The 21,927-nt window shown below is 65.3% G+C and carries 18 protein-coding genes; 6 read left to right on the forward strand and 12 right to left on the reverse strand.

What is annotated here, in order from left to right:
- Positions 1 to 503 precede the first annotated feature (503 nt).
- The 4 genes from ACLJT4_RS38990 to ACLJT4_RS39005 all read right to left on the reverse strand — a co-directional run bounded on the left by ACLJT4_RS38990 (position 504) and on the right by ACLJT4_RS39005 (position 3,331).
- Positions 504 to 821: a hypothetical protein gene (locus ACLJT4_RS38990; protein ID WP_411129795.1), complete on the reverse strand. Its 318-nt coding sequence runs from the start codon at positions 819 to 821 to the stop codon at positions 504 to 506.
- A gap of 266 nt (positions 822 to 1,087) precedes the next feature.
- Positions 1,088 to 2,137 carry a major capsid protein gene (locus tag ACLJT4_RS38995; RefSeq protein ID WP_411129796.1) on the reverse strand — a complete coding sequence of 350 codons (1,050 nt, stop codon included), beginning with the start codon at positions 2,135 to 2,137 and terminating at the stop codon, positions 1,088 to 1,090.
- Entirely contained in the window at positions 2,134 to 2,565 is a 432-nt protein-coding gene (locus ACLJT4_RS39000; RefSeq protein ID WP_411129797.1) for a head decoration protein, read from the reverse strand. The genes ACLJT4_RS38995 and ACLJT4_RS39000 overlap by 4 nt, the downstream gene beginning before the upstream one ends.
- A gap of 106 nt (positions 2,566 to 2,671) precedes the next feature.
- On the reverse strand, positions 2,672 to 3,331 hold the full coding sequence (locus ACLJT4_RS39005; protein WP_411129798.1) for a hypothetical protein: 660 nt from the start codon (positions 3,329 to 3,331) through the stop codon (positions 2,672 to 2,674).
- 134 nt (positions 3,332 to 3,465) lie between these two features.
- On the opposite strand from ACLJT4_RS39005, the gene ACLJT4_RS39010 reads away from it, so the two are divergent.
- Positions 3,466 to 3,990 carry a hypothetical protein gene (locus tag ACLJT4_RS39010; protein WP_411129799.1) on the forward strand — a complete coding sequence of 175 codons (525 nt, stop codon included), beginning with the start codon at positions 3,466 to 3,468 and terminating at the stop codon, positions 3,988 to 3,990.
- On the opposite strand, the gene ACLJT4_RS39015 is transcribed toward ACLJT4_RS39010, so the two are convergent.
- Entirely contained in the window at positions 3,941 to 5,596 is a 1,656-nt protein-coding gene (locus ACLJT4_RS39015) for a hypothetical protein (RefSeq protein ID WP_411129800.1), read from the reverse strand. The two genes, ACLJT4_RS39010 and ACLJT4_RS39015, sit on opposite strands and share 50 nt — an antisense overlap.
- Before the next feature lie 134 nt (positions 5,597 to 5,730).
- Positions 5,731 to 5,922 (reverse strand): hypothetical protein, encoded by a 192-nt coding sequence (locus ACLJT4_RS39020; RefSeq protein WP_411129801.1) that lies wholly within the window; start codon positions 5,920 to 5,922, stop codon positions 5,731 to 5,733.
- Between the two features lie 128 nt (positions 5,923 to 6,050).
- Between ACLJT4_RS39020 and ACLJT4_RS39025 the strand changes: the two genes are divergently transcribed.
- Positions 6,051 to 6,989, forward strand: a complete 939-nt coding sequence (locus tag ACLJT4_RS39025) for a hypothetical protein (RefSeq protein WP_411129802.1) — start codon at positions 6,051 to 6,053, stop codon at positions 6,987 to 6,989.
- A gap of 29 nt (positions 6,990 to 7,018) precedes the next feature.
- Here the strand turns inward: ACLJT4_RS39025 and ACLJT4_RS39030 are convergent, their stop codons facing one another.
- Together ACLJT4_RS39030 and ACLJT4_RS39035 are read right to left on the reverse strand one after the other, a co-directional pair.
- Positions 7,019 to 8,425, reverse strand: coding sequence for a terminase large subunit domain-containing protein (locus ACLJT4_RS39030; protein WP_411129815.1), 1,407 nt, complete (start codon positions 8,423 to 8,425; stop codon positions 7,019 to 7,021).
- Between the two features lie 118 nt (positions 8,426 to 8,543).
- Positions 8,544 to 9,086, reverse strand: coding sequence for a hypothetical protein (locus ACLJT4_RS39035; protein WP_411129803.1), 543 nt, complete (start codon positions 9,084 to 9,086; stop codon positions 8,544 to 8,546).
- An 860-nt stretch (positions 9,087 to 9,946) separates the two neighbouring features.
- On the opposite strand from ACLJT4_RS39035, the gene ACLJT4_RS39040 reads away from it, so the two are divergent.
- On the forward strand, positions 9,947 to 11,503 hold the full coding sequence (locus ACLJT4_RS39040) for a recombinase family protein (RefSeq protein WP_411129804.1): 1,557 nt from the start codon (positions 9,947 to 9,949) through the stop codon (positions 11,501 to 11,503).
- A 68-nt stretch (positions 11,504 to 11,571) separates the two neighbouring features.
- Here the strand turns inward: ACLJT4_RS39040 and ACLJT4_RS39045 are convergent, their stop codons facing one another.
- The 3 genes from ACLJT4_RS39045 to ACLJT4_RS39055 are packed head-to-tail and all read right to left on the reverse strand — an operon-like array spanning position 11,572 to position 14,208.
- Positions 11,572 to 12,096, reverse strand: a complete 525-nt coding sequence (locus ACLJT4_RS39045; protein ID WP_411129805.1) for a hypothetical protein — start codon at positions 12,094 to 12,096, stop codon at positions 11,572 to 11,574.
- 4 nt (positions 12,097 to 12,100) lie between these two features.
- The gene (locus ACLJT4_RS39050; protein WP_411129806.1) at positions 12,101 to 13,525 is read right to left on the reverse strand and encodes a ParB N-terminal domain-containing protein; all 1,425 of its coding nucleotides are present in this window, start codon (positions 13,523 to 13,525) and stop codon (positions 12,101 to 12,103) included.
- Positions 13,526 to 13,536: 11 nt separating this feature from the next.
- Positions 13,537 to 14,208: a ParB/RepB/Spo0J family partition protein gene (locus tag ACLJT4_RS39055; protein ID WP_411129807.1), complete on the reverse strand. Its 672-nt coding sequence runs from the start codon at positions 14,206 to 14,208 to the stop codon at positions 13,537 to 13,539.
- A 483-nt stretch (positions 14,209 to 14,691) separates the two neighbouring features.
- Between ACLJT4_RS39055 and ACLJT4_RS39060 the strand changes: the two genes are divergently transcribed.
- A complete protein-coding gene (locus tag ACLJT4_RS39060; RefSeq protein WP_411129808.1) occupies positions 14,692 to 16,224 on the forward strand; it encodes a UvrD-helicase domain-containing protein in 1,533 nt (510 codons plus the stop codon).
- Positions 16,225 to 16,295: 71 nt separating this feature from the next.
- A complete protein-coding gene (locus ACLJT4_RS39065) occupies positions 16,296 to 17,543 on the forward strand; it encodes a competence protein CoiA (protein WP_411129809.1) in 1,248 nt (415 codons plus the stop codon).
- A gap of 84 nt (positions 17,544 to 17,627) precedes the next feature.
- Here the strand turns inward: ACLJT4_RS39065 and ACLJT4_RS39070 are convergent, their stop codons facing one another.
- The gene (locus ACLJT4_RS39070; RefSeq protein ID WP_411129810.1) at positions 17,628 to 20,819 is read right to left on the reverse strand and encodes a DEAD/DEAH box helicase; all 3,192 of its coding nucleotides are present in this window, start codon (positions 20,817 to 20,819) and stop codon (positions 17,628 to 17,630) included.
- A 670-nt stretch (positions 20,820 to 21,489) separates the two neighbouring features.
- Here ACLJT4_RS39070 and ACLJT4_RS39075 point away from each other — a divergent pair.
- A complete protein-coding gene (locus tag ACLJT4_RS39075; RefSeq protein ID WP_411129811.1) occupies positions 21,490 to 21,768 on the forward strand; it encodes a hypothetical protein in 279 nt (92 codons plus the stop codon).
- The last annotated feature ends 159 nt before the right edge of the window (positions 21,769 to 21,927 follow it).

Genomic DNA, 21,927 nt, shown 5'->3' on the forward strand with positions numbered 1-21,927 from the left:
CTGCCCCGGCTCATCACGACTGGGTCGGAGGCAGGTCGATGAGCCCGAGGCTGTGGGATCGCAGGTGTCAAAGCTTGCCGGACCTGAAGAGATATCACTGTTGTGATGTGCGAAGCACCACGGATGGTGACACAGTTGGCGGGTCCTCACGGGCAACAACTGCATGCTCGCTTGCTATCGCTGGTAGCGAGGGGCTGTGTCGCTGGCCGCCCTGCCTGTCTGAATCCCCCGTTGAGGGCGGGCAGGGCTTCCCCCTTCGGGCCCCCGACCTCTTTGCCGGTCTCTGGTGGCCTACCCCCGCCGACGCGGGGTTACTTCGGCGTCCTTCTCTTCCGCTTGGAGTCGAGGAGAGAGTTCTCCGCCGCCGTGGGGGCTTCGAGGCTGAAGCTGACATTTCCCGTCGTTGCGGGTTTGTCGCTGTCGATCGGCCGGTCCCGGACTCACAGGGGAGGCTCGATGTCGGAAATTTAGTCTCGGAATGCTGGCTCGTTCGGCGGTTGCTGTCAGCGTCGTGGACGGGCTACGAGGGGAATGGCGCTGAGGCTGGACTCTTCGAGAAGAACGTCGTCGGGGGCTCTTTGATGGTCGAGTTGGGCGATGCTGCGCTCCAGCGCAGCGACGTTCGCGGAGTTGTCGATGGTCGCGACGCCGTTCACGGTGACCTTCAACGGGTCGGAGAGGAGCGCGGTGATCCTCTCGTGCAGGACCTCGGCAACGACGGCGCGGGCGGAGCCGAGACGCTGATATCGCTGGGTGAGGTCCGCAGGGTCGATGTCTGGGCCGAGCTGGGCTCGGAGCCAGTGCAGGATCTCGCTGTTCATGGAATGCTCCTAGCAAGGAAGCGGCGGGGAGCTGGGTGCTCCCCGCCGCAACGGCTACTCCTGGGCGGCCTTCGTCTTTCGGGGAGCCTTACTCGGCCGTGTGATGGCCGGGGGCTCGCCCCGCCAGCACGCCGGGTTGGTGATCTGCTCGCAGATCGACGGATCGGTGACTTCGGTTCCGGCTGGGAGAACGACAGGAACACGCTCTGACGGGTCGAGGACGTGCACCGTCGCGGCAAGAACCCCGAGCGGCTTGGGCGTGGTGCTCACAGGACCGTCGCCGTGATGTGGCAGTCCGGCGAGTACAGGACCGGCATCGCCGCGGCGGCGCCCTTGGTCCAGATCTGCACCGGGTCGTCCTCGACGTCACGGGTGATGACGATGCCCGGGCCGTCCTCCCTCTCGATCTGCGGGTTCGTACCGCGGGACAGGGCGAGGGACTCGGTGGTGGTTCCGTACTGGGTCTGGCCCCACTTCGCCCGGTCCGGCGGAAGCATGATCCACCGGTCCTCCGGCAGGACCCGCTTGGACACGTCGTCCTGCCACACCTGCGCCTTGTAGAAGGTCACGGGGGGCAGCCCGTAGTTACCGCGGACGGAGTTGACCTGCTGCGGGTTCAGCGTCGCCGTCGGCGTTTGCCCGCCGGCCGGTGTGCCGTAATACGCCGCCCTGTAGGCCCCGTTCGACGCGAGATGCGACCACGCCTTGCGGCTGGTGAGGACCATCTCCGGAACCGGGGCGCCGATGGAGTCCAGGTAGTCGATCCAGCGCAGCTCGTCCGCGATCGGGTCCGCGTCCGGATCGGACCAGGGCTTCGGTGCGGTCGGCATGTTCGCGGCCGGCACCCCGTAGTCGACTTCGACAGCCAGCCCGTTTTCCCCGGCAAGGGTGAACTTACCGTCCAACAGGACATCGCCAGCGGCGAGTTCGAGGCGGGAGCGGATCGCTTCGACGTGGCGTTCCACGTCGTCGTACAGCAGCTCCACGAGCCGGTCCTCGTCGGCGCCGCGGGAGGCGTCGAGCAGCAGCTGCTCCATCTCGCCGACGAGGAGCTTCTGGCCGAGCGCGGGCAGCGTGCCCTCGGTCTGGGTGGACTCGGCCTGCCGCTTCGCGAACGGCACGCTCGTGTCGTACGCGCGGTAGGAGGCGGCGTTGACGCGGCGCTTGTTCTGCCGCACCCGCCACTTCACGTCCTGCACCTTGGTCTCGGCGAACACCGTCTTGGTGAGCAGGAAGTCATCCGGGCTGGGCATGGCCCGGGCGTAGACCGTCAGATCGGCGATGGACACGTTCTTCAGGAGGTCGGCGACGCTCATGCGCTCACCGCCCCGAGGAAGCGGATCTGCGCCCCGGCCGGGTTCGGGGTGATCGTGGTCGGGTCAAGGCCCCCGGGGATCTTCGCTGTGTTCACTGTGCCGTGCCAGAACAGCGCCGCTGGGACCTTGGTGACGCCGGGCGTGAACGGTGCCTCCGCGTATACGAGGCCGGCGAACACCTCGCGGCCGTCCTTCGCTGCCGCGTCGTACGCGCCGTAGAGCCCGGAAGCGGTGATGCGGCCGACCGGTACCCCGGAACGGACATAGCCGTGAGGCTGGGCGGCGGTCGGCTCGACGTAGTAAGCGTTCTTGGTGAGCGTGGTCAGGTCGAGGGTGATCGATTCCGTGGAGTCGGTGCCATGCCGGGAGGCGAGCCAGTCCCGGTTGGTGGTGACCGTCACGGAGGTGGTGTACGGCTGAATGCTCAAGCCGTCCTCCTGGTGATGCGGGATGCGGTCGCACACTCACCGGGTGGTGGCGCGGTCCACGAGAAACGCGGGGCGTGGTCCCCAAACCGTCTTGCTGGCCGGCCGATTAGGCGGGAGGGAGCAGTCCGCGACGGCGGGCCATCTCAGCGCCCGCCGCCCCGGGCCGGCGGTCGACCGATGCCGGTCGCGGCGGCGGCACCGAGGCGGGCGCACCACCAGGAGCGGGAGGGATCGGGCTGCCGGACGAGGAGAACAGTTCGGGCCGGCGCGTCCTCAGCTCTTCCACTGCCTCGTGGACCGCGTCGTCATCCGCATCCTCGGGAACGCGCAGCAGCGCGACAGCGTCGTCGAGATCACGGCCGGTCGCGCCGATGCCTGCCAGAAGCGCCCGCTGCGCGGCATCACGCTCCCGCGCCAGGGCCTGCGCCTCGCGCGCCACGGCGGCCTTCTCCCGTGCGGCGAGATCCTGTTCGCGGCGCTGCAACGCGGACAGACGCTCCTGCTCGACCTGCCGTTGCACGTTGATGTATTCGGACAGTTCCGCACTGCTGGAGAAACCCAGCCTGTCGACCAGACCCCGAACGGCCGCACGGCCCCCCTGGTCCTTCTCCCGAGCCAGCATCGTGCTGAGCTGCTTCTGGCTGACGTTGACCACGGCCTCATCGTTGGACGGATCGTCGGCCGAGGCGCCCAGAATGGGCCGGATCGGGCGGCCATCCCGGCGGTAGCCCAGCACCAGGTCGGGAGACGGCAGGGGGCGGATCATCAAGATGCAGCTCCTCGATGGCCCCGCGCCGTGATCGAGTCTACGCACGCCAACGTCACGCCCTCACCACAGTGCACATCGATGCATGCCGGATACACCTGGCATGATCATCTTCGAGAGGTAAGGAGGGTTCTGTGACTGAATCGACGGACTCCGTGGGCTTACCACGGTCGAAGAAGTCGCGCAGGAGGCGGGCACTGTGGTGGGCGGCCGGCAGTAGCGTCCTCGCTGCTGCGTCTGGTGTGACCGTGTGGGTGTGGCAACCGTGGGTGGACCGCAGCCCGTTCACCGCCTACGAGGTGAGCGTGGCGCCGGGGGAGCACGCCATCCCGGGCTCGAAGCCCGGCTCGTGCGTGCCGCGAGCCTCGGAAGAAGAGATCGCCCTCTTCGACGGGGGCGGCCAGAAGATCGCCCAGGCACGCCAGTCCCGGGAAGGTGAGCTGCTCTCCTCGGAGTTCGGGGACTTCGCGGGGGATTGCCTGGTCGTCACGCGCATCGACAACGTCCCCGGGGGCGAAGACACCTACGTGTACCAGTGGGGCGGCGGCACCAAGCGGCGCATGACAGAAGAAGAGCTACGCCGGCCGGTTGCCGAGAAGCGTGAGAGCTTCAAGATGCTGAAGAAGACGGAGGCCGCGCCTCCTGATCTCGACTCGTAGCCACGTCTCGGGCTGTGATCCGCGCGACCTCCTCGCGGGCGTCCTCGATGGGGTACCCGGCGTCCTGCAGCATGCGGATGCCGGTCTCCAGCGAGAACACGCCGGCACTCACGCCCTTGACGACCTCGTCGAGGATGGCCTGCCGGTCGGTCGGCATGTGCGGGCCGAACACCAGCCGGGCCGCAAGGGTGCCGCCGGCCGGCCAGCCCTCAGCGCGGCCCGCCTGGTGAAGGCGCTGCACCATCTTCAGTAGCAGCGCGTACTTGTGGGCGCGGGCCAGCCGCATCGAGTCGACCAGCGAATCCAGCGGGCCGAGGCTGATCTGGAGGGCGTAGCCGCTGGGCACGTCGGTGGGATCGACTGTGCCCAAGCTGACGGTGGGCAGCCGGGCGTTGACCGCGGCACGATCCCGGATTTCCTCCACCCGGGCACGTAGCTCCGCCAGCTGTTCCGAGGTGTCCAGCACATCCATGCGCCCACCGTCAGCGAGCTGGAAGATCGTGCCTGGCTCCACGGACAGCGGCTTGGGCCTGCCGGTCACCCGGTCCACCTCAGCCCGCGCACCTGCCAGGCCGATGATCGGCGCGCCGGTCGTAGCTGAGGCGCGGGATGAGTCGGTGTCGGTTTCGGCGAGTTCATCCAATGCCTGCATGACCTTCGCCAACGTGGACTGCCCGAAGTGTTCCCCGTCGTCCACGGTGTTGCTGACGTGGACCACCGGAATGAAGTCGATCATCAAGTCCAGGCGGTTCAGGACCTGGCCGTCCGGTCGGGTGCGGAAGGTGGCTTTGTCCAGGGGGAGTTCGTCGAGTGTCTGGCCGTAGCGCAGATCGTCGGCGGCCCATTCGGCATCGGAGAGATAGCAGGTGAGCGTGGAGGGTCGATCTGGTGCCCACGGGTACCGCCGTGTCACCTCATGGTCGGCTGGACCAGCGCCGATGGGGCCGAGTTCGAACGTGACCCGCCGCACCCGGGCCTTGAGCCCCCGCCGGGGGTTCTCCGGGATCTCCCAGGCCAGATGGACCCGTGTTGGGTAGTCGCCCGGGTCTGCGTCGTCGTCCAGCACCGGAAAGTAGAAGCCCGGGTCGTATGTCCGCAGCGTCACCCGGCCCTTGGCTGGGTCCCACGCCAGCAGGTACACCGCATCTCCCAGCAGAACCGCTTTGCGCTCGGCGGCCTGCATCCGCAGGGGTAGCAGCTCCGCCTCCGCCCAGTCCCGTAGCCGCTGCTGCATGGCGGCCGCGGCCACAGCCTCGGGCGTGGCGTCCGCGTCCTTGGCGTGCTCGGCACCGGGCGCGATGATCTGCTGCGACTTCCCCAGCAAGTGCGTGAGGCTAGTGTCAACGAACGCGGACGGGTCCCCGAACTCCCGCCGTTCGGCGGCGGCTTCGTTGCCGGCCAAGCTGGCAAGCTCACCGGCTTGGTTGCTGTCGTACGCGGCCAAGAGCTTGTACGCCGCCAGGCGACGAACCGCCTCGTCAGGCAACCAGGTTGCCCGCAGATCCGGTGCGAGCGCACGGTGAGGGCGCCCATCATGCGTACCAGCCATCATCGGCTTGTAGTTCAGCCACGACCAGGCGTCGGTGAGGAAGGTGCGCAGGCCCACGGGGGACAGGTCCCATCGTCAGCCCCGCGCCAGTGCTCAGCGTATGTGACACAACGGCAGGCCACGCCCAGTCTCCTTCCCGGACATGCCACACCGTGCCGGGGCACAACCGCACCTCGGCACGGACTGATGAGCTACGAAGGGTCCGACGGCGTGGAGTTGGCGACAGCGTGGTCCTCGGTCGTCTGTTGTTCAGACCGCTCTCGGCGGATGCGCCGCACGAGCCTGCTGAAGCCGGCTGCCATCCCCATGACGATGAACGAGCCCAGCACGTCGGCCAGTACGTTCTCGCCGACTGACTGCCAAAGCCAGGTGAAGCCTTCCATGGAACGCCCTTCAGGTGAGATTGACAACGAGTCCAGCCTGCTGCGGCTGGATCACCCCGAGACGTTGTTGGACGAGAGCAACCTGTGTCGGACAACATTGGACAGAGTCGGACGGCAGGAGGACGTACGTGGCGCGGCTGAAGAGGGCGGAGTTACTCAGTGGACCGCAGAAGAAGCTGAACGACGCGCTGCATGAACTACACGTCCGAGCAGGGCTGCCGTCGACGCGGGACTTACAGCACGCCGTCGGCACAGGGACCGCTAGCAAGAGTCGAATTCACGACGCATTCTCCAGCTGCCGATTGCCTGCATGGGGGCTCGTTCAACTGCTTGTTGAGGTTATGGCGCAGGCAGTTCCAGGCGCCGACCCTGCGATCGAGGAACGGCGTTTTCACCAGCTCTGGATGGCGGCCTCCGGATCAGCGACTACGCTGCAAACCGTGAGTGATCACGCCCGGACGGAATCCGGCATAACGGCCAGCGAAAGCGGCGCGAAGCCGGTTACTGTTATCCGTGTCGAGTGGGTAGATCCCAGTCGGCTGAAAATGCGTACACGTCGTTCGCTGCGGGAAGCCGTCGATCGGGCCCTTGAGGACATCGGTCATCCCGAAAATGGGCCTCATCGAAGAGATGGAAGTGCGGGGTCTCTGATCACGCTGACCTCTTTACGAGACAGCCCTGGCCTGACGGTCTCGACCCTACTGTCAAGCATTGACGAGTGCATAACTTCTGGACCCGGGTGTAACCTTCGGCCCTCAAGTATCCGGTTCTTTGCCCGCCAGAGCTCCACCAGGCTCGGGCGGCAGAAGTACCGCGACCGCGAGCATGAATGCGCCGTGACGGTGGCCGACGTCGACTGGCTCTGGGAGCATCCGAAGCTGCAAGGTCCATACGAGTGCAGGGAACCTGTGACTGCAATGCTCGCCGGTGGCCTTTACCGTGAAAGCGACTTTCCTGCCCTTTGGGAAAAGATATTTCTGACTGACGATACATCAATTGCCCGTCGGTACGTCTGGGTGCGCCGCAAGACCTGGAATTCCCTCTACGGTCCCGAGGTCCCGTTCTGAATTCAATGAACTCGTCCTGATGTGCTGGATCAGCGGCGCCGCGCCAGCCGATCATCTCGATACGTGGATGACGCGGTACCAGACTTCTGCGGGTCGGCCAGCTGTGTCAGCGCGTGCACGGCCGCGTCCATCCGGTCCGGGCTGTCCATGCCGGCGACCCAGGTCACCATCTGTTGCTCCAACGTGGGCCATTCTCCGACGTGGTGGACGCGGCCCTGTTCGTAGAGCTGCGCGATCGGCTCCGCCCGCAGCCGCTTGCCGTGCTTGGCTGTCACCGGCAGCACGGCGGGCATGAGCATGTTCTCGGTGCGCTGCTCACGCTGTAGCTCCTGCCATGCCTGCTGGAGGATCTGGCGACTCATGTCTCCGCCGTAGTTGCTCTCCACCACGATCGCGTCCGCGCGCAGCTCAATCGCGAGAAGGCAAGCCTCGCGGCCCCACGCGTCGGCGCCGCGATTGCCGGAACGGTCGTCGAGAACGTACAGGTGCCCCTCACGGTCACTGGCGGCCGCCACGATGCCGGTCTCGTCGCCGACCGCGGATTCTCCGCCAGCCGGGTCGACGGCCACGACGATCCGCGCAAGGTCGATGCCGCGGAGCTGGGCCGCGTTGATGCGGTTGTCGGTGATCCACGGCCACTGCCACACGCCGCCATCCTGCGGGCGCGGCTGCTGCATGTACAGGCTCCACCACACGCGTTCACCGACGGAGCGGCGAATCTCGGCGAGCGCATCGGCGTCGTACCGCTCCGGCCACAGGGCCGCGCCCAACTGCCGGCCCAGAGCATCGTCCTCGGACAGCGCAAGGGCGGGCAGGTCGATGACGGTCCAGCGGTCGCCTTCGTCGGCGAGGACGCGTCCGGCAAGGTCGTCCTCGTCCCAGCGGGTCTGGATCAAGATCACCGAGCCGCCGGGCTCGATACGGGTCAGGAGGACGGCCTGCCACCACTCCCACAGACGCTTCCGCATGGTGGGCGAGGAGGCTTCGGCCGCGTCCTTGATCGGGTCGTCGACGACCGCCAGGTGTGCGCCCTTGCCGGTGAGGCCGCCACCGACACCCGCCATGACCGCGCCGCCTTCCGTGCCGACGAGGTCGAAGCGGTTCGCGGCGCTGGAGCCGGGCCGGAGGCCGATGCCGAGCTGCGGCCCGTAGGTGAGGATCGCGTCCCGGATCCACCGGCCGTGATCATCGGCAAGATCGGAGGAGTAGGAGGCGATCATCACCCGGTGCTCCGGGCGGCGGCGGAGGTACCAAAGGGGCGCCCACCTGGCGGCCCTGCGGCTCTTGCCGTGCCGCGGCGGCATCGTCAACAGCAGCCTGGTCGGCTTCCCAGCAGCGACTTGCTCGAAGGCAGCGTCGATCAGGCCCAGGTGTGGAGCCTGCATCTCTCGGCCGCCGGTGAGTACGGCAGCCATCGCGCCGGGGGAGCGGTCCATGGCCAGCTCGCGCTCGATGCGCACGAGGCGGGCGCGCAGTTCAGGGCTGGAGGCGGCTGCTATCTCACGACGACGCTGGGCGGGAAGCGTCCGGTAGAGCGCGAGGACAGCCGCCTCGTCAGCCCTGCCCACCCTCGCCACCGGCGAGGGTGATCAAACGCTCCAACTCCTCCAGGCCCGCGGTCTCCACCTGGACAGCACCGCCGTCCGGGCCGGACAGCTCAGTGCGAGCAGGCCGGTCCAGACCGAGGAGACGGCTGCTGCGCTCAATGATCCGAACAGCGCGGTCGACGGCCTGATAGTCGCCGTTGCGGATCGCGGCTCGGTAGACACCGAAGAACAGTCGCTCCAGTCGCTCCACCATGAGCTGCCGCAGCTCATCCGCACTCTCGTCGAGAGCGGTGGTGCGCTCAGCGAGAGCCTTGGAGACGTCCTTGCAAGCCAGCTCGATGAGCCGTTTGTCGGTGGGGGGCTCCTGGCCGCGCTTGTACTTGTCGATGCCGTACCCCTGCGGGTAGGCGATGCCATCGGAGTTGATCGCAGGATCCGCGGCGAGCTTCCGGCCGATCGTCAGCCAGTCCACGCCGGCGAGCTTCAGGTCGATGGCGTCGGCGCGGCGCTGGGTGATGGCTGCCCGAGTAGCGCGGTTGGGGCGGCCCATGAACACAACTCCCGGACCCCGCGCCCTCATCCATGATCCCTGATCGGAGCGTTGGCCGGGTCTCCTGCTTCGGCAACATGTGCGCAGGCGAAGCCGAATGTCAGAGGCTCCTGTTAATAGTCCTCTACCAACGATGACGATGGTCACCCCTTTCTAAGACATCTATCAGGTGGTACGACTTTCCGTAGATTCGCCTCACGAGTACCCCCTTTGCTATTCCTCACCCTAAAGAGTCACGGGTTGATCTGCTTCGCTTTCCACGTGGCAGGGAAAGCTGCACCATGAGATCGCCATTCGACATCGAGGTTACGGACATAGGGGAAGCGTGATTGAATGTCCGCAGACTCAAAAGCACCTGATGCGGGACCGTCAGATCGAAAATGGCCGCATTGCGTTAAACGCATTGAGGGAATCAAAGGCGCACAGTTGCGTCATGAGTTGGCCACCACGATTCATGAATTACTTCTGTGGGCTCAATCTCATCAGCAAATTTCGGGGCCTGCGTCCATTCCATGCAGAACTTGGCAAGAGAACGAGAGTGACCTGAATGTCAATTCTCCCTCTGCGGACGTGAATCGCGCGTCAGGTCCAGCAACTCGCCCAGGCGGGCGTCAGGAATTGGGGTGACGGTGACTCTTGAATTCTCCGGGCGATCAGACCTGGCTGTCTCTCCCTTCGCGGCACCTACTCTGTCGCTACGCGGGGCGGTACGCGTGGCTTGGGTTGGCCGAACCTCGACCGAAGAGAAGCAGGACCCTCGACTGTCGATGATGCGGCAACTAGAGCGTTGCAAGTCTGCGCTTCCAGAGGCATGGGTAGTTACATGTCACTTCTACGACGTCGAGTCAGGGCGCCTAGGATTGGAGGCGCGCGGCCGAAAAGTCGACTACGAGCGGTTCGATATCCCCATCGCTCGAGATGGTGGCATCGCTGATCTCCTGACCGAAGCAGGCCAACCTGGCCGCCGCTTCGATGTAGTGATCTGCGAAAGCACATCCAGGGTTGCCCGAGGAATGTTCGAGAATCTTTCCATTGAGCGAACGCTCGAAAAGGCTGGGGTCCCACTGTTCGCATGGAATGAGCCGATCAATCTCGACGGAGGGCGCTCGCAGCAGATCTTGCAGCGACGGATCAATCAATCAGTTGCCGAATATGAGGTATACAACGCTCTCGAAACTTCCTGGGGAGGATTGTGCACGCATGTCCGGGAAGGGTGGAATATTGGCAAACCTCCTTACGGCTACCGCGCAAAACGCTACAGAAACCCCAATCCAATAAAGGCTGACAAAGGGTTCATGAAGAGCCGCCTTGAACCAGATGGAGTGAGGGCAGAGACCGTTACCCAGATCGCCATTTGGAGCTACTACGAGCGGCTCGGATACGGCGTCATTGCAGAGTGCCTGAACTCGGATAGAGATCGATATCCACCTCCCTGCCCACCTGGCGGCGTACGAGCTCGGGGCGCTTGGGGGAAATCCACCGTCGGGGAAATCCTTCGCAACCCAAAGTACACTGGGTATCAGGTATTTAATCGTCGGGCTTCACGCTCAAGAAGCGGTAAGGTGAATAACCCGGAACTGTGGGTCTGGTCTCCATATCCCGTTCACGAGCCACTGATTCCGAAGTGGATGTTTGACGAACTTGACGCTCGTCGGCGAACCCGACTGGGACGCAAAGGAATCAGCGGCCAAGAGGAACCTCCATCAAGCCATCACACTTACACATTCCGTGGACGGGTTCTGTGTGCTTGCGGACGGCGACTACACGGCAATCACCGCAAGGGCATCACCTATTACACATGCTGGCCCAGGGCCAACAACCGTGGACGTCCTGACACCTATGCCCAACACCCCAAGGCACGCTATGTAAACGAAGCTACCCTCCTGAGAGCTGTGGTTGCCCTCTACGTCGACCGCGTCCTCGCTTCGCACATGAGATACCTCCTCGCTGCCGACCTAGCCGCCATCGTTAGCGTTGGGCTGCGGCAATATGAGGAGGAGCGAGCGGGACACGAACGCATCCTCGCCGACATTAGCCGCAGGCAAGAGATCACTCTTCGGCGAGCTCAAGAGTGTGCGCTAGACGATCCATTCGGTCAATGCCTGCGCAAGGCGTACAACGACCTTGAGGAGCAACGGCAGAGCACCGTCAGAATCCTCAACGACTTGAACGCGGAAACTGCAAACCGAACGACGGCTGCGGGGGCCGACATCACCGACCTCCTGGAGTCTTTGCCGCACTTGGCCCTGAATCTCGCCTCCGCTCCGCAACAACTTCTACTCAAACTGTTCGAGCTCACAGAGTTGTCGGTCCAACTGCCTGAAGCTGGTGACAACTTTCTACTGTCTATCGCTCTTCCCGCTGACTACACACCTGGCATGACCGTGAGGCCAGATGGCGCGCAAGAAGCCACCTGAGTCGAGCGCAGCGCCACGCCGCCTACCGCTGCGACTGCCCTCCCGCTTTGGAGGGCAGCCGCAGTGGTTCAGCCCAGCGTGAGCTGATCTACTCCACCAGAGGTTTCTTCGATAGGCGGCGGCGGTGCATCGGGGACCTCGCGGTTCGCACGAAGCCACCAGGCGAACTGCCAGTTTCGGCAAGTCCGGTACAGTCTTGAGTTCCGCCTCGGTGCACCGGTGGGAATGGAGTGCTCGCCCCAGCCGAGGATGGGGCGAGCGTTGGTGAGCCGGATGCCGAGGCCGTTCACGAGAGCGTCGCCCTCCCAGGTCTCACCGGGTGCGTAGTCGAATGCGAGATGAGCGTTGCGGGCCCAATCCCAAGGAATCGGCAGCGCGCACAGGTACCACGCCACGGGCGGGGTGGCTGCCGGTAGATGCAGGGTTTGACGCCTCTGCTTGTGGTCGGCGTTGTAGCGGTCGCATTCCCCGAACGTCTTCAGGCAGTGCTGTGTTAGGTCGAGTTCACGTATGCCGGCCAGCCACATGATGCGGTACCTGTCGCGACCCTCTATATCCACGCGAACCTGTTCCAGGTCCGCCCCTGAGTTCATTTCCCTACCCCTCCAGAGTCGAATTCCTTTCCTTGGTCAATTCTATCAGAATTGCCGATATCCCCTGATGCTTATTGTGTCGGAAATTGTTAGGGTAGGGCATGTTGAATTCCTCGGAGAAAGCCCGCTCGTACTCCTCAATCGGGAGGGCCCGAGGCTTACGACACACCGCCTTCACGGTGGCCCTGGTGGTGTCGCTGAGCTGCACCTCCTCGAAGTAGCGCGACAGCAGCCCGCGCAGCGACTCCGGGGTGTGGTAGCGGATGCGTTGCCACTTGCCGCGCACGAACCGCATATCGACGTTGTGCCCGTCGAGGAACGCCAGCCGGGTCGAGTCGCGGCTGATGGAGTGCTCGGAGTTCTCGTACACCACCTCGCGCTCCAAGTTGCGGGTGCCGATGCACACTTGCCCGTCGGCGGCGCAGAGCGCGTTCACGGTAACGAGCACCCAATGCTGGTACTCCAGGCTCGTGGTGGCGTTGATGACCGAGTCGAGAACCACGACCTCGTACAGCCCGTTCTCGCGCAGTTCGCGCTCGATGCCGCGGAGTTGATCGACGATCGTGCGGATGTCGATCGAGTACTTCCCCTTCAAAGTCCGGTACGGCTCATAGTCCTGGACTCGGTAGCCCTTCGCACGCAGATGCCGGGCGTAGTCGCCGTGACCGGCACCGAAGTCCACCACCCGGTGCGACGTCGTCAGCCGCGGCAACACCAGGCGCTCCCACACCTCGGACTTGTAGCGGACCTTGTCCGCCTTCGCCTTCGAGGAGTGCTCGCGCAGCCGGTTCGGCTGCACGATGTGCTGGTTCCACACCGGCGCCTGATCCTCCAGACCGGACCAGTCGTACACGCCGTACTCCCCGGTGAGGTCTTCGACGAGCTGGCCGGCGTCGAAGGAGGCCACCGTCCAGGCCAGGACATCGAACCGCTGGGACTTGGCAACAGCCGCGTACTCGGCGTTGAGGACGACGCGGCCCTGATCGTCGATGACCACGGAACCCCACGCGCCATGGGCGGCGGTCATGAAGCCGATCGCCTGCTGGAACGGGAGGTTCTTCGACTCCTCAACCTCGATGGTCTGCCACGGAATCCAGCACCACTGCCCGATCGGGCCCGGCTCCGCGTACACGACGGAAGACTCGGTCTCCACCCGGTTGTGGAGAAGGTTGAACTTGATCTCGTCCTGCAGCCGCACCTTCTGCGGCAGGATCATCGCCGGCGTCGTGTCCTGCCCGATCGCCTTCAACCCCTTGGTCCTCTGGTGACCGGCGACCAGCGTCCCATCAGCGTTGAGGATCACGGGCTTAACGACCCCGTGCCGACGCAGCGACCCCTGGAGGCGGACGAAAGCGTCCTCCGATAGACGCCGCGGGTTGTAGTCGGCGGGCCGCAACTTCGCCAGCGGATAGGCCGGGTCGAAGCGCACATCGAGGCTCCTCACGCCGTAGCACCCGCCCCGGCCTCGGCGCGGTGTTCGTCGTTGAGCACGTGCCAGCCGAACCCCATGTCGGAGTCGTTGTTGTCGACGAACCGCTTGTACAGGGCGTCCAGCAGCTCGACCTCGGCCTGAGTGATCCGCACCCGCGTGGACGACCACTGCAGGTAGCCCCACTGGAGATAGTCCACCGTGGCAGCAGCACCTGTACCGGCACCGTCGCTGGGCAGCTCGATCGGAGCGGGCAGTTCGGTCTCCTCCAGGAGCTGGTCGAGTTGCTGCTGGTCGTAGCCGGTGCCCTGCAGATCTGGCAGGTCCTGGAGGATGTCCGCGAGCAGGATGGTGTCGTAGCCGGCGAGATCGCTGGTGCGGTTGTCGACGATGACGATCTTCGCTGCGGTGTCGTCATTGACGTCCAGCCACGTCACGGCGATCTCGGCCCAGCCGAGCCGTTGGGCGGCCTTGTACGTGTGGTTGCCGGCGAGGATCTCGTTCGGACGCTCGGTGTGGGTGCCACGGTTGACGACGATCGGGCGGTACTGACCATTCGTGGACAACGACTCTGTGATCGAGTCGAGATCGCCGGTCCGCGGATTGCGATGGTACGGCGCCAGCTCACTGACCGGGACGGCCAGGTCCGCGAGCGAGGCCGGAATGCGAGACGCGGTGGACATAAGGCTCCAGCCCCACGCCCAACGTCGAGCCTAAGTGAGTGAAGCGAGTGCCTCGGGCCTTGGCCCCGCCCACAGTTTCACCGGCAGCCAGAAGCCTTGACATGCCCACCTTGGCAGGCGGAGCTCTAGCCGGGGCGGCGCACTCATTCGTTCGTGCAGGGAACAAGTAGCTCATTCCTCAGAGGGCATTTGTCAGTGGCGGCTGCTACACCTCCGACATGGCCACATGGCGCGGTCTCGACACGGAAGGGGAGTTGGGTGCCGCCGAAGAACCTCTCACTCCGCGGCAACGGGTCCTGCCAGCTTCGCAGCCGCCCGCAGGTAAACCGGCGTGTCCTATCCGGCAGTGCTAAGGCGCCACAGGGCCGCTTTGATTCCGCCAATTCCGGAACCACGTACAGCGAATCCGGTGATCACCCGACACCGCCCTGTAAGTCATGTCACCGTGCGCATGCGTACGGCCCCACACGATTGAGGAGCACGATGCCCGCCCCCACCCCTGAGCAGAGCGTTGCCGTCGACACCTTCCAAAGCGGCGACCACCTGGTCCTCCAAGCCGGCGCTGGGACAGGAAAGACAACGACACTCGCCATGCTCGCGGCGAGCACCAAGAAGCGCGGAAAGTACGTCGCCTTCAACAAGTCCATCGCGGTGGAAGCCTCCACCAAGTTCCCGGCCAATGTGCAGTGCAAGACAGCCCATTCCCTGGCCTACGCGGAAGTGGGGCGCAGGTTCACCGGCCGCATGGACGCCCCGCGTGTGCCGGGTTGGAAGACCGTGGCCTCTCTGGGGATCGGGCTCAACATGAGCATCCGGATCGGCGAGCGAAACGTCACGAACAAGGCCCTGTCCTACACGGTGCTGCGTACCGTCACACGCTTCTGCCAGTCCGCTGACACCACGATCCAGCGATACCACGTCCCCCGCCTCCGCGGTATCGAGGTCGAGGACCTGCATGCCCAACTCGTCGACGTAGTCCTGCCCTACGCGCACAAGGCGTGGGAGGACCTCCAGAACCCTGATCACGGCGTTGTTCGCTTCGACCACGATCACTACCTGAAGATCTGGGCCCTCACCGAACCTCGCATCGAAGCGGACTTCCTGCTCCTGGACGAGGCGCAGGACACCAATCCAGTCGTGGAGAAGGTCTTCAACGCTCAACGCAGCCACAGCCAGCTGGTCATGGTCGGAGACTCCGCCCAGGCCATTTACGGGTGGCGCGGTGCTCGCGATGTCATGAGTGACTTCGACGGGACGCAACTGGCACTGTCGCAGTCCTTCCGCTTCGGCCCGGCCCTGGCAGATGAAGCTAACCGGTGGCTCAGCATCGTCGACTCCCCGATCCGCCTAGCCGGAACCGATGCAATTTCCACAAAACCGGAGCGAGTTGAGCATCCGAACGCCATCCTGTGCCGCTCCAATGTCGGCGCGATGCTGGAGGTCATGCACCAGCTCGACCTAGGACGCCGCGTTGCTCTTGTCGGCGGAGGAGAATCCCTGCGCGCCCTGGCCAAGGCTGCACGGGACCTCAAAGCCGGCAAGCGAAGCTCCCACCCCGAACTGATCTTGTTCGACAGCTGGGGTGAACTCCAGGAGTACGCGGAATACGACCCATCGGGTCGCGACCTGCTCCCGCTGGTCGACCTTGTCGATGAGTACGGCGTTGACATCATCCTCGCCGCGGTTGACCGTCTCGCATTCGAGCAGGGCGCCGACATCGTCGTCTCCACCGCCCACAAGGCCAAAGGCCGCGAATGGGCCTCTGTGCGGATCGGTGACGACTTCAGCGAGCCGGTCGATCCGGAAGAGACCGATGCGGACGGCAACCCGCTGCCCGGCGACATCGATGATGGTGAGGCCCGTCTCGCCTACGTGGCGGTCACTCGCGCTCGCCACCAGTTGGATCTCGGCGGCCTGTCGTGGATCAACGAGCACCCCGACGGAAGCCCCAACGGAACAATCCCTTCCCCGGCGCCCTCGCCGGAGAACCCGTGGGACCGGCTCGGTCCCACGTAGCCGAGCGAAGTTGTCAGTGACCGCTGCCACAGTGGGCGAGGAAAGGGGAAAGGGGGAATCGCTCAGTGCCCATGATAGCGATCCATCCCGAACGAGGCCGCATCGACGCGACGGCCGGGGACTTGGGCTGCGATTGGGCATGGGCTGCAATCCACCGCGTCCGTCCTCGTGTCCCGCTGGCCTGCCCCGAGTGCCGCCACGGTGTGCGCGCCAAGGTGTCTCACCTAGGCCTTCGGTTCTTCGCCCACGACCCCGGCGCACCCACCTGCGGCCTCGCCGGTGAGTCGATGGAGCATCGCCTGCTCAAACTGGAACTGGTGACCGCAGCACGCAACGCGGGCTGGCACGCGGCCCTGGAAGTGCCGGCCGCCGATGGCAGGTGGCGGGCCGACGTCATGGCGACCTCGCCTGATGGCACGCTGCGCATGGCCTGGGAAGCACAGCTCTCCTCGATCACCGAAGACGAGGTACGGCAGCGCACCGACCGCTATGCCCGGGACGGCGTTCGGGTGTGCTGGGTGGTGACTCAACCACGGCGCTGGCGTGGCCGTGTGCCGTCGATCTTGGTGAAGCCGCCGATCGAGGGGCAGCGCACAGTCTGGGAGGTGGCCGAAGGCCTGGTTCGCTTCGCTACAGAGCCGTGCCACCATCACGTCCCGTGCTTCGGAGGGCACGGCCAATGGCAGAACGTGAAGACACCGTTACGGGACTTCGTGGTCTGGGTTCTGGACCGCCAAGTCGTCCCCCATCACTTCGTCTCCCCGGAGCTCTTGTCCGAGCACCAGTGGGAGCAGGTCTGGACGGCGCCACAGTATGTGACGCTTGCCGCAGACTTCGCTAAGGCCAAGCGGCGGGCACGAAGGAAGAGGGCAGTATCCGGCACGGTTCACGTCACGAGCCTGGATGGCATGGGCCCAGAGGCCATCGCCCGCGAGGTCGCACTGCGGATAGCCGGCGCCCTACCTCCCCAGCGAAGCCGCCGTGTTCGCTCGAGAGCTCTGCGGTACGTTGCTGCGCCATCGTCCCCAGAGGCTCATGGTGCTGCTGGCCTCGCGAGAGTCCACGCGGCGGTAGAGACCTGGGTGACAGAGGAGACCGGCGGTCAGGCGACCGTACGGGCCGACGAGTATCTGGCCGGGGGCACGCCTGTCTACCTTGACAATGCCGTATACGGGGTCATCCGGCCGGACCCCGATCAAGTCGACTGGCACCGATGGCCCGGCCGCAGGAACTGGGTGCTATTCGTTACCAGCCGGGATGAGCTCAAGCGCATCGCCGCTGCTGCCCCGAACGGAGTCCGCATCATCGAGTTGGAGTAGCTCTGCGACACGACCAACGGGCTGGGGGCACGCCGGGCCCGAGTGGACGCCTCTCACCTAGATCCTCCACCACGGGGGCGAGCTTTACGGCTGCCAGGTATGAGCGGGCAGCTCGTCAGCGAGCGTTGAGAAGAACCGCTGGTCACGCCACGAGACCAGATTCCCGATGACGAACAGCCGGCGTTTGGCCCTGCTGACTGCGACATTCAGGAGGTTGGGCCGTGAGGCAGCCCAAGAACGAGCACCGGGGCGCCGCGGATCGCTGCCGAGCACCAGAACCACCACGTCGGCCTCTTTGCCCTGCGTCGTATGAATTGTTCCGACCCGTGAATCTGGCAGCAGCCCACGGCAGGCACGCTGCGCGCCTCGCACAACAGCCCGGAACGGGCTGATGACGTAGACGTCTTGGGCGAGGTCGACAGCGCCGTCGTCACGCAGCTTCTCCAAGACCCGGCGTAGTGCGCGGCCTTCTTCAGGAATCCAGTGCCCGTCTGCCTCGGTGGCTTCCACGTTCACCCAGCAGCTGCGGGGCCCGTAGCGGTAGTCGCCGCGGTCAGGGGTCCCGTAGACCATGAGGTTGTCGTAGGCGATGGCGTTGCTGATGCCGAACATGGGGTTGTCGCATCGTCGGTGGACGCGCAGCGGGCTGCCCACCCAGACCTCCTGGGACCCGTCGGGTAGTTCAGCGGGCAGCAGAGTGCCGTAGCGGTTGGTGCGGTCGGCAAGCTGCTGGACCGAGATGCGACTGGGGGCCCATTCCTCGTCGACGCCCATCTCGTCGCCCAGAGCCCGCTGCGCGGTCCAGGGCAAGACCACGACTGGTTCCAGCTGCAGCGGGTCACCCACCACTACGGTGCGGGTGGCTCGCCACATGCCGCCGACGGCCATCTGCCCGGTGGCCTGCCCGGCCTCGTCGATGAACAGCCAGCCCAGCGCCTCCGGACCCAGTCGGCCGAAGACCCGGTCCAGGGAAGCGAACGTGGTCGAGACGACGGGAACGAGGAGGAAGAGGCTCTGCCAGGCGGCCCTTACATGCTCCGCGGAGACGGTCTTGGGGATCGCGCCAGCCACGGCGTCCATGGCCGCCATGAGGTTGGCGTACATGGTGCGGGCTGTGCACCGCAGGAACGCTTCGTGGAGGCCCATCGCTGCGAGGAACAGTTCTGCGCGGGCCTGGGCGATCACTTCGTCGCCCCAAGGTGCGGCGAGTTCGCGGGTGGTGTCGTCGTGAAGCCATGCCTCCTGCGGGACGTGGTCGCCCCAATCAGCGTGGGCCTGGGCGACGGTCTCCTCCAGCGCCTGAAGGTGGGTTGCTGCCCTAGCTTGCTGCTGACGGCAGACGTCCAGGGTGTGCTCTGCCTGAGTCGCTGCCTGCTGTGCACCGAACAGAGACGTTGCCGCGGCATTACGAACGCTGCGAGCCGTCTCCACATGGCCAGCCAGTTCCTGGTCGCGCTGATGCCACTCCCGTGCAGCACGGCCCAGCGTGCTGATGCTCACGACGAACCCGGGACGTCGGCGAGCGTGAGCATCGAGCACCTGTTGTGCCTCATGGAGGGCCGCATCGGCGCGCTGCAGTGCGGCTGTCTCGCTGGCTACCTGCGCTCGAGCTTGATGAAGACGGGTGTCGCTGTCCGCGGCAGCTTGCTCGGCAGTCCGCAAGGCGGCGTTGGCAGAGGACACCTGGCCAAGGGCTGCCGCGGCCGCCACACGCTCGGCCTGCAACTGCTCCACCCGGGCGTGGGCCTGACGGAATCGTTCCTTGGCTTCCCGCCACACTCCGCTGTGCGGCTGCCGACTCCATTCACGCAGAAGGTGCGCGATGCCCTGTTCGCTGTCGATCCAGGCATCCCGATTGCGCGGCCGACGACCTTTCGTCGGGGGCGGCGCCTGCTCATCATCGATCTTGTATTTGCCGTGCCAGAACCGGTTGATGAACTCCATCCGGTTCTTCTTATTGCCCAGTCTGGCCGCGACCGCACCCCAAGCTGGCGCACCCTTGAGAAGCCGGGTCGCTTGCTCCGCGAAGTAGTCGGCATCCTCACTCCACAAATCGTCGAGAGCCGCCCGTGCTGGGATCTCGGTGGAGATGTTCTCCACGGCCCCGTTGTTGGCCGAGGCGACCAGCATCTCGAAACCCGTGAACTCCGGCTTCAACGCGGTGACCGTGCGGGTGTAGTCGCCGCTCTGCCACCGGTACGGCTCCCCGTCGGCGAACGCCATGGAGGGCATCCGCAGCTTGGCCAGGCAACGGGCGCGCTCGACGATCACAGCGGCGAAGCAGTCGCGCAGCATCGTCGTCTTGCCAGTGCCGGGCGGGCCGTTTACCGCGAACAGCCCGCTGGAGTCGGCCAGTTCGGCAAAGATGGTGTTCACCGCGAACTGCTGACTGAGAGCGAGCGGATGCTTTGGGTTCGCCGGCCAACGACCCATCGGGGTGCGCTCGGGTGCCACCGCGTCCAGAGCGATCTGCGGCTGCTCCCGCAGGTCGACCCGCCACGCGGAATTCACCTGTGCCCCCGGCGTCAGATAGGCAGCCAGCCCCGCCCCGGGCTCCCGTGACTGCAAGGCGCGCCAGACTAGCTCCAGGTCAGCCGCGAAGAAGCTGTTGAGGAAGTCCTGCTGATCAGCGTCATCGGCCTGCCTCTGCCGCACCGCCACGCTCCGCACCCGGACCTCACCCGGCCGGAGAGCATCCGTCACGCCCCAGGCTTGGCTGAGGTCCTGCACGAAGCCCAGCAGGTCCTTGCTGGACAGGCGCCACAGGCCGACTTTGTCCCCCTCACCGTCGTCATCGGCGCCGGAGGGATCACTCGCCTCGAAGCTGGGCAGCTCATCAACCAGCTCCTCGCCCAGGTCGGCTGTGCGGGCGAGCCACGCCGCTTCCTCCTCATCGAACCCGTCCAGCCATCCTGTGCGGGCTGGCCCTGGCCACACGGCACGGCCTGCGGCCCAAGCACATGTAGACAGCACCGGAGAGTCGAGGAGCAGCCGACCCTCGTCGTTGACGGTCAAAGCGAACAGGGCGCTCTCGCCATCCATCCGACCGTCGTGGTCTTCTTCGTTCTCCCCGAAGACTTCCAGAAGCACATCGCGCACCGCCCGCAGCGTGTACGCACCGCCGTACACCACGTGCTGCCACACAAATCCCGGCTCCAGTGGTACCGACCGCAGAGGATGGCCGTCCTCCCACGGCAGCGGCCTGTCCTCTGCCACGGCGTACACCCGCTCGCGCGCCGACACGGCAGGAATCCGCTGCGGACTGAACAGCTCCACCGCACGCCAGTAGCCCACGATCCGAGCCCGCCGCTGCTGCTCAGCTACCACAATGCCCCCAACCCACACAGCCGCTTGCCGCCACCTTACGCACCCCCATCGGCACGGCTATCCCAGGGATCTACCGGATTCGACCGCGGCAGGCGACGAAACTTGCAGCCCCTCTTCCGACGTGCGAGGGGGAGGCCCCAGGCCCATGCGGAGTCCGCCATGAGGCGGGCTCTCGAAGACCTTGTCGACGCCGGCGCAATCGCCGTCTGCTTGAAGAACTGCGGAGCCTGTGTCAGATCGTCGGAGCAGTCGAAGTAGCCGAGCTTGAACACCTTGGCCCCGGACTCGGCCGCCCTCCGCCCGGCCCTGAGGCGGCTGGATACTGTGGGCTTCAGGGCTTCTCCTCGGTCCTGGATGCCTAGCGAGCAAGAGACCGACGAAGCGCGTGCATACAGCGGTTATAAGGAGCATTTAGGTGCTGGGTAGGCGTGCTGGTGCGGAACCAAACGCGTACGCACGGCATATAGCGGTGCGCGACGAGCCAACTATGCGGCGGGCAGAGGTGGAAGTGCGCCATCATGAGGGAGGGCCTCGGGGGAGTGGCTGGCGTGTGGCGTCGGTGGCCGAGAGAGCATCGACCGAGACTGAGGTAGCGGACGACTGAGACGACGGACGGGTAATGGCGCGGGATTACGACAGTCAGCTGCTGGAGTCGGTCGCGGTACGCCGACGCAGGATGCGGGACGCCCTGTTGTTCGGCGCACAGCGGGGGCGGCGCACGGCCGACGAGCGACTCGGGAAGATGTTCGCCGGGATCGCGATCACGGCTGTCCTGTGCGCGGGGTGCGTGGGATGGTCGTTCCTTCAGCACACGCTGGCGAAGCAGAAGGCTGAGCAGGAGAAGCAGCAGCGACAGGTGCAGCCGTACGAGCAGCCGACAAAGTCGGCGAAATCGTAGAATTCCGCAGATCCGGAATGTTTTGCCGTATCTCCTGGGAAATGCGCGATGACTTCTCGTACTGGAAGCAGAGTTCCCTGAAGCAGGGCAGGCGGGGGCTGGCAGGATAGGCATGCCCAGTTGACCCAAGAGTCCTCAACACCGCGATGATAGGTTCCC

This window comes from Streptomyces sp. x-19 (genome assembly GCF_046549115.1).
Classification (GTDB): Bacteria; Actinomycetota; Actinomycetes; order Streptomycetales; family Streptomycetaceae; genus Streptomyces; species Streptomyces albulus_C.

Bases quoted from the DNA above. Each gene is read 5' to 3' on its own strand.
- ACLJT4_RS38990 (WP_411129795.1), bottom strand. From the start codon at position 821: ATGAACAGCGAGATCCTGCACTGGCTCCGAGCCCAGCTCGGCCCAGAC.
- ACLJT4_RS38995 (WP_411129796.1), bottom strand. From the start codon at position 2,137: ATGAGCGTCGCCGACCTCCTGAAGAACGTGTCCATCGCCGATCTGACG.
- ACLJT4_RS39005 (WP_411129798.1), bottom strand. From the start codon at position 3,331: ATGATCCGCCCCCTGCCGTCTCCCGACCTGGTGCTGGGCTACCGCCGG.
- ACLJT4_RS39020 (WP_411129801.1), bottom strand. From the start codon at position 5,922: ATGGAAGGCTTCACCTGGCTTTGGCAGTCAGTCGGCGAGAACGTACTG.
- ACLJT4_RS39030 (WP_411129815.1), bottom strand. From the start codon at position 8,425: ATGGACCGCTCCCCCGGCGCGATGGCTGCCGTACTCACCGGCGGCCGA.
- ACLJT4_RS39035 (WP_411129803.1), bottom strand. From the start codon at position 9,086: ATGGGCCGCCCCAACCGCGCTACTCGGGCAGCCATCACCCAGCGCCGC.
- ACLJT4_RS39045 (WP_411129805.1), bottom strand. From the start codon at position 12,096: ATGAACTCAGGGGCGGACCTGGAACAGGTTCGCGTGGATATAGAGGGT.
- ACLJT4_RS39055 (WP_411129807.1), bottom strand. From the start codon at position 14,208: ATGTCCACCGCGTCTCGCATTCCGGCCTCGCTCGCGGACCTGGCCGTC.
- ACLJT4_RS39060 (WP_411129808.1), top strand. From the start codon at position 14,692: ATGCCCGCCCCCACCCCTGAGCAGAGCGTTGCCGTCGACACCTTCCAA.
- ACLJT4_RS39065 (WP_411129809.1), top strand. From the start codon at position 16,296: ATGATAGCGATCCATCCCGAACGAGGCCGCATCGACGCGACGGCCGGG.
- ACLJT4_RS39075 (WP_411129811.1), top strand. From the start codon at position 21,490: ATGGCGCGGGATTACGACAGTCAGCTGCTGGAGTCGGTCGCGGTACGC.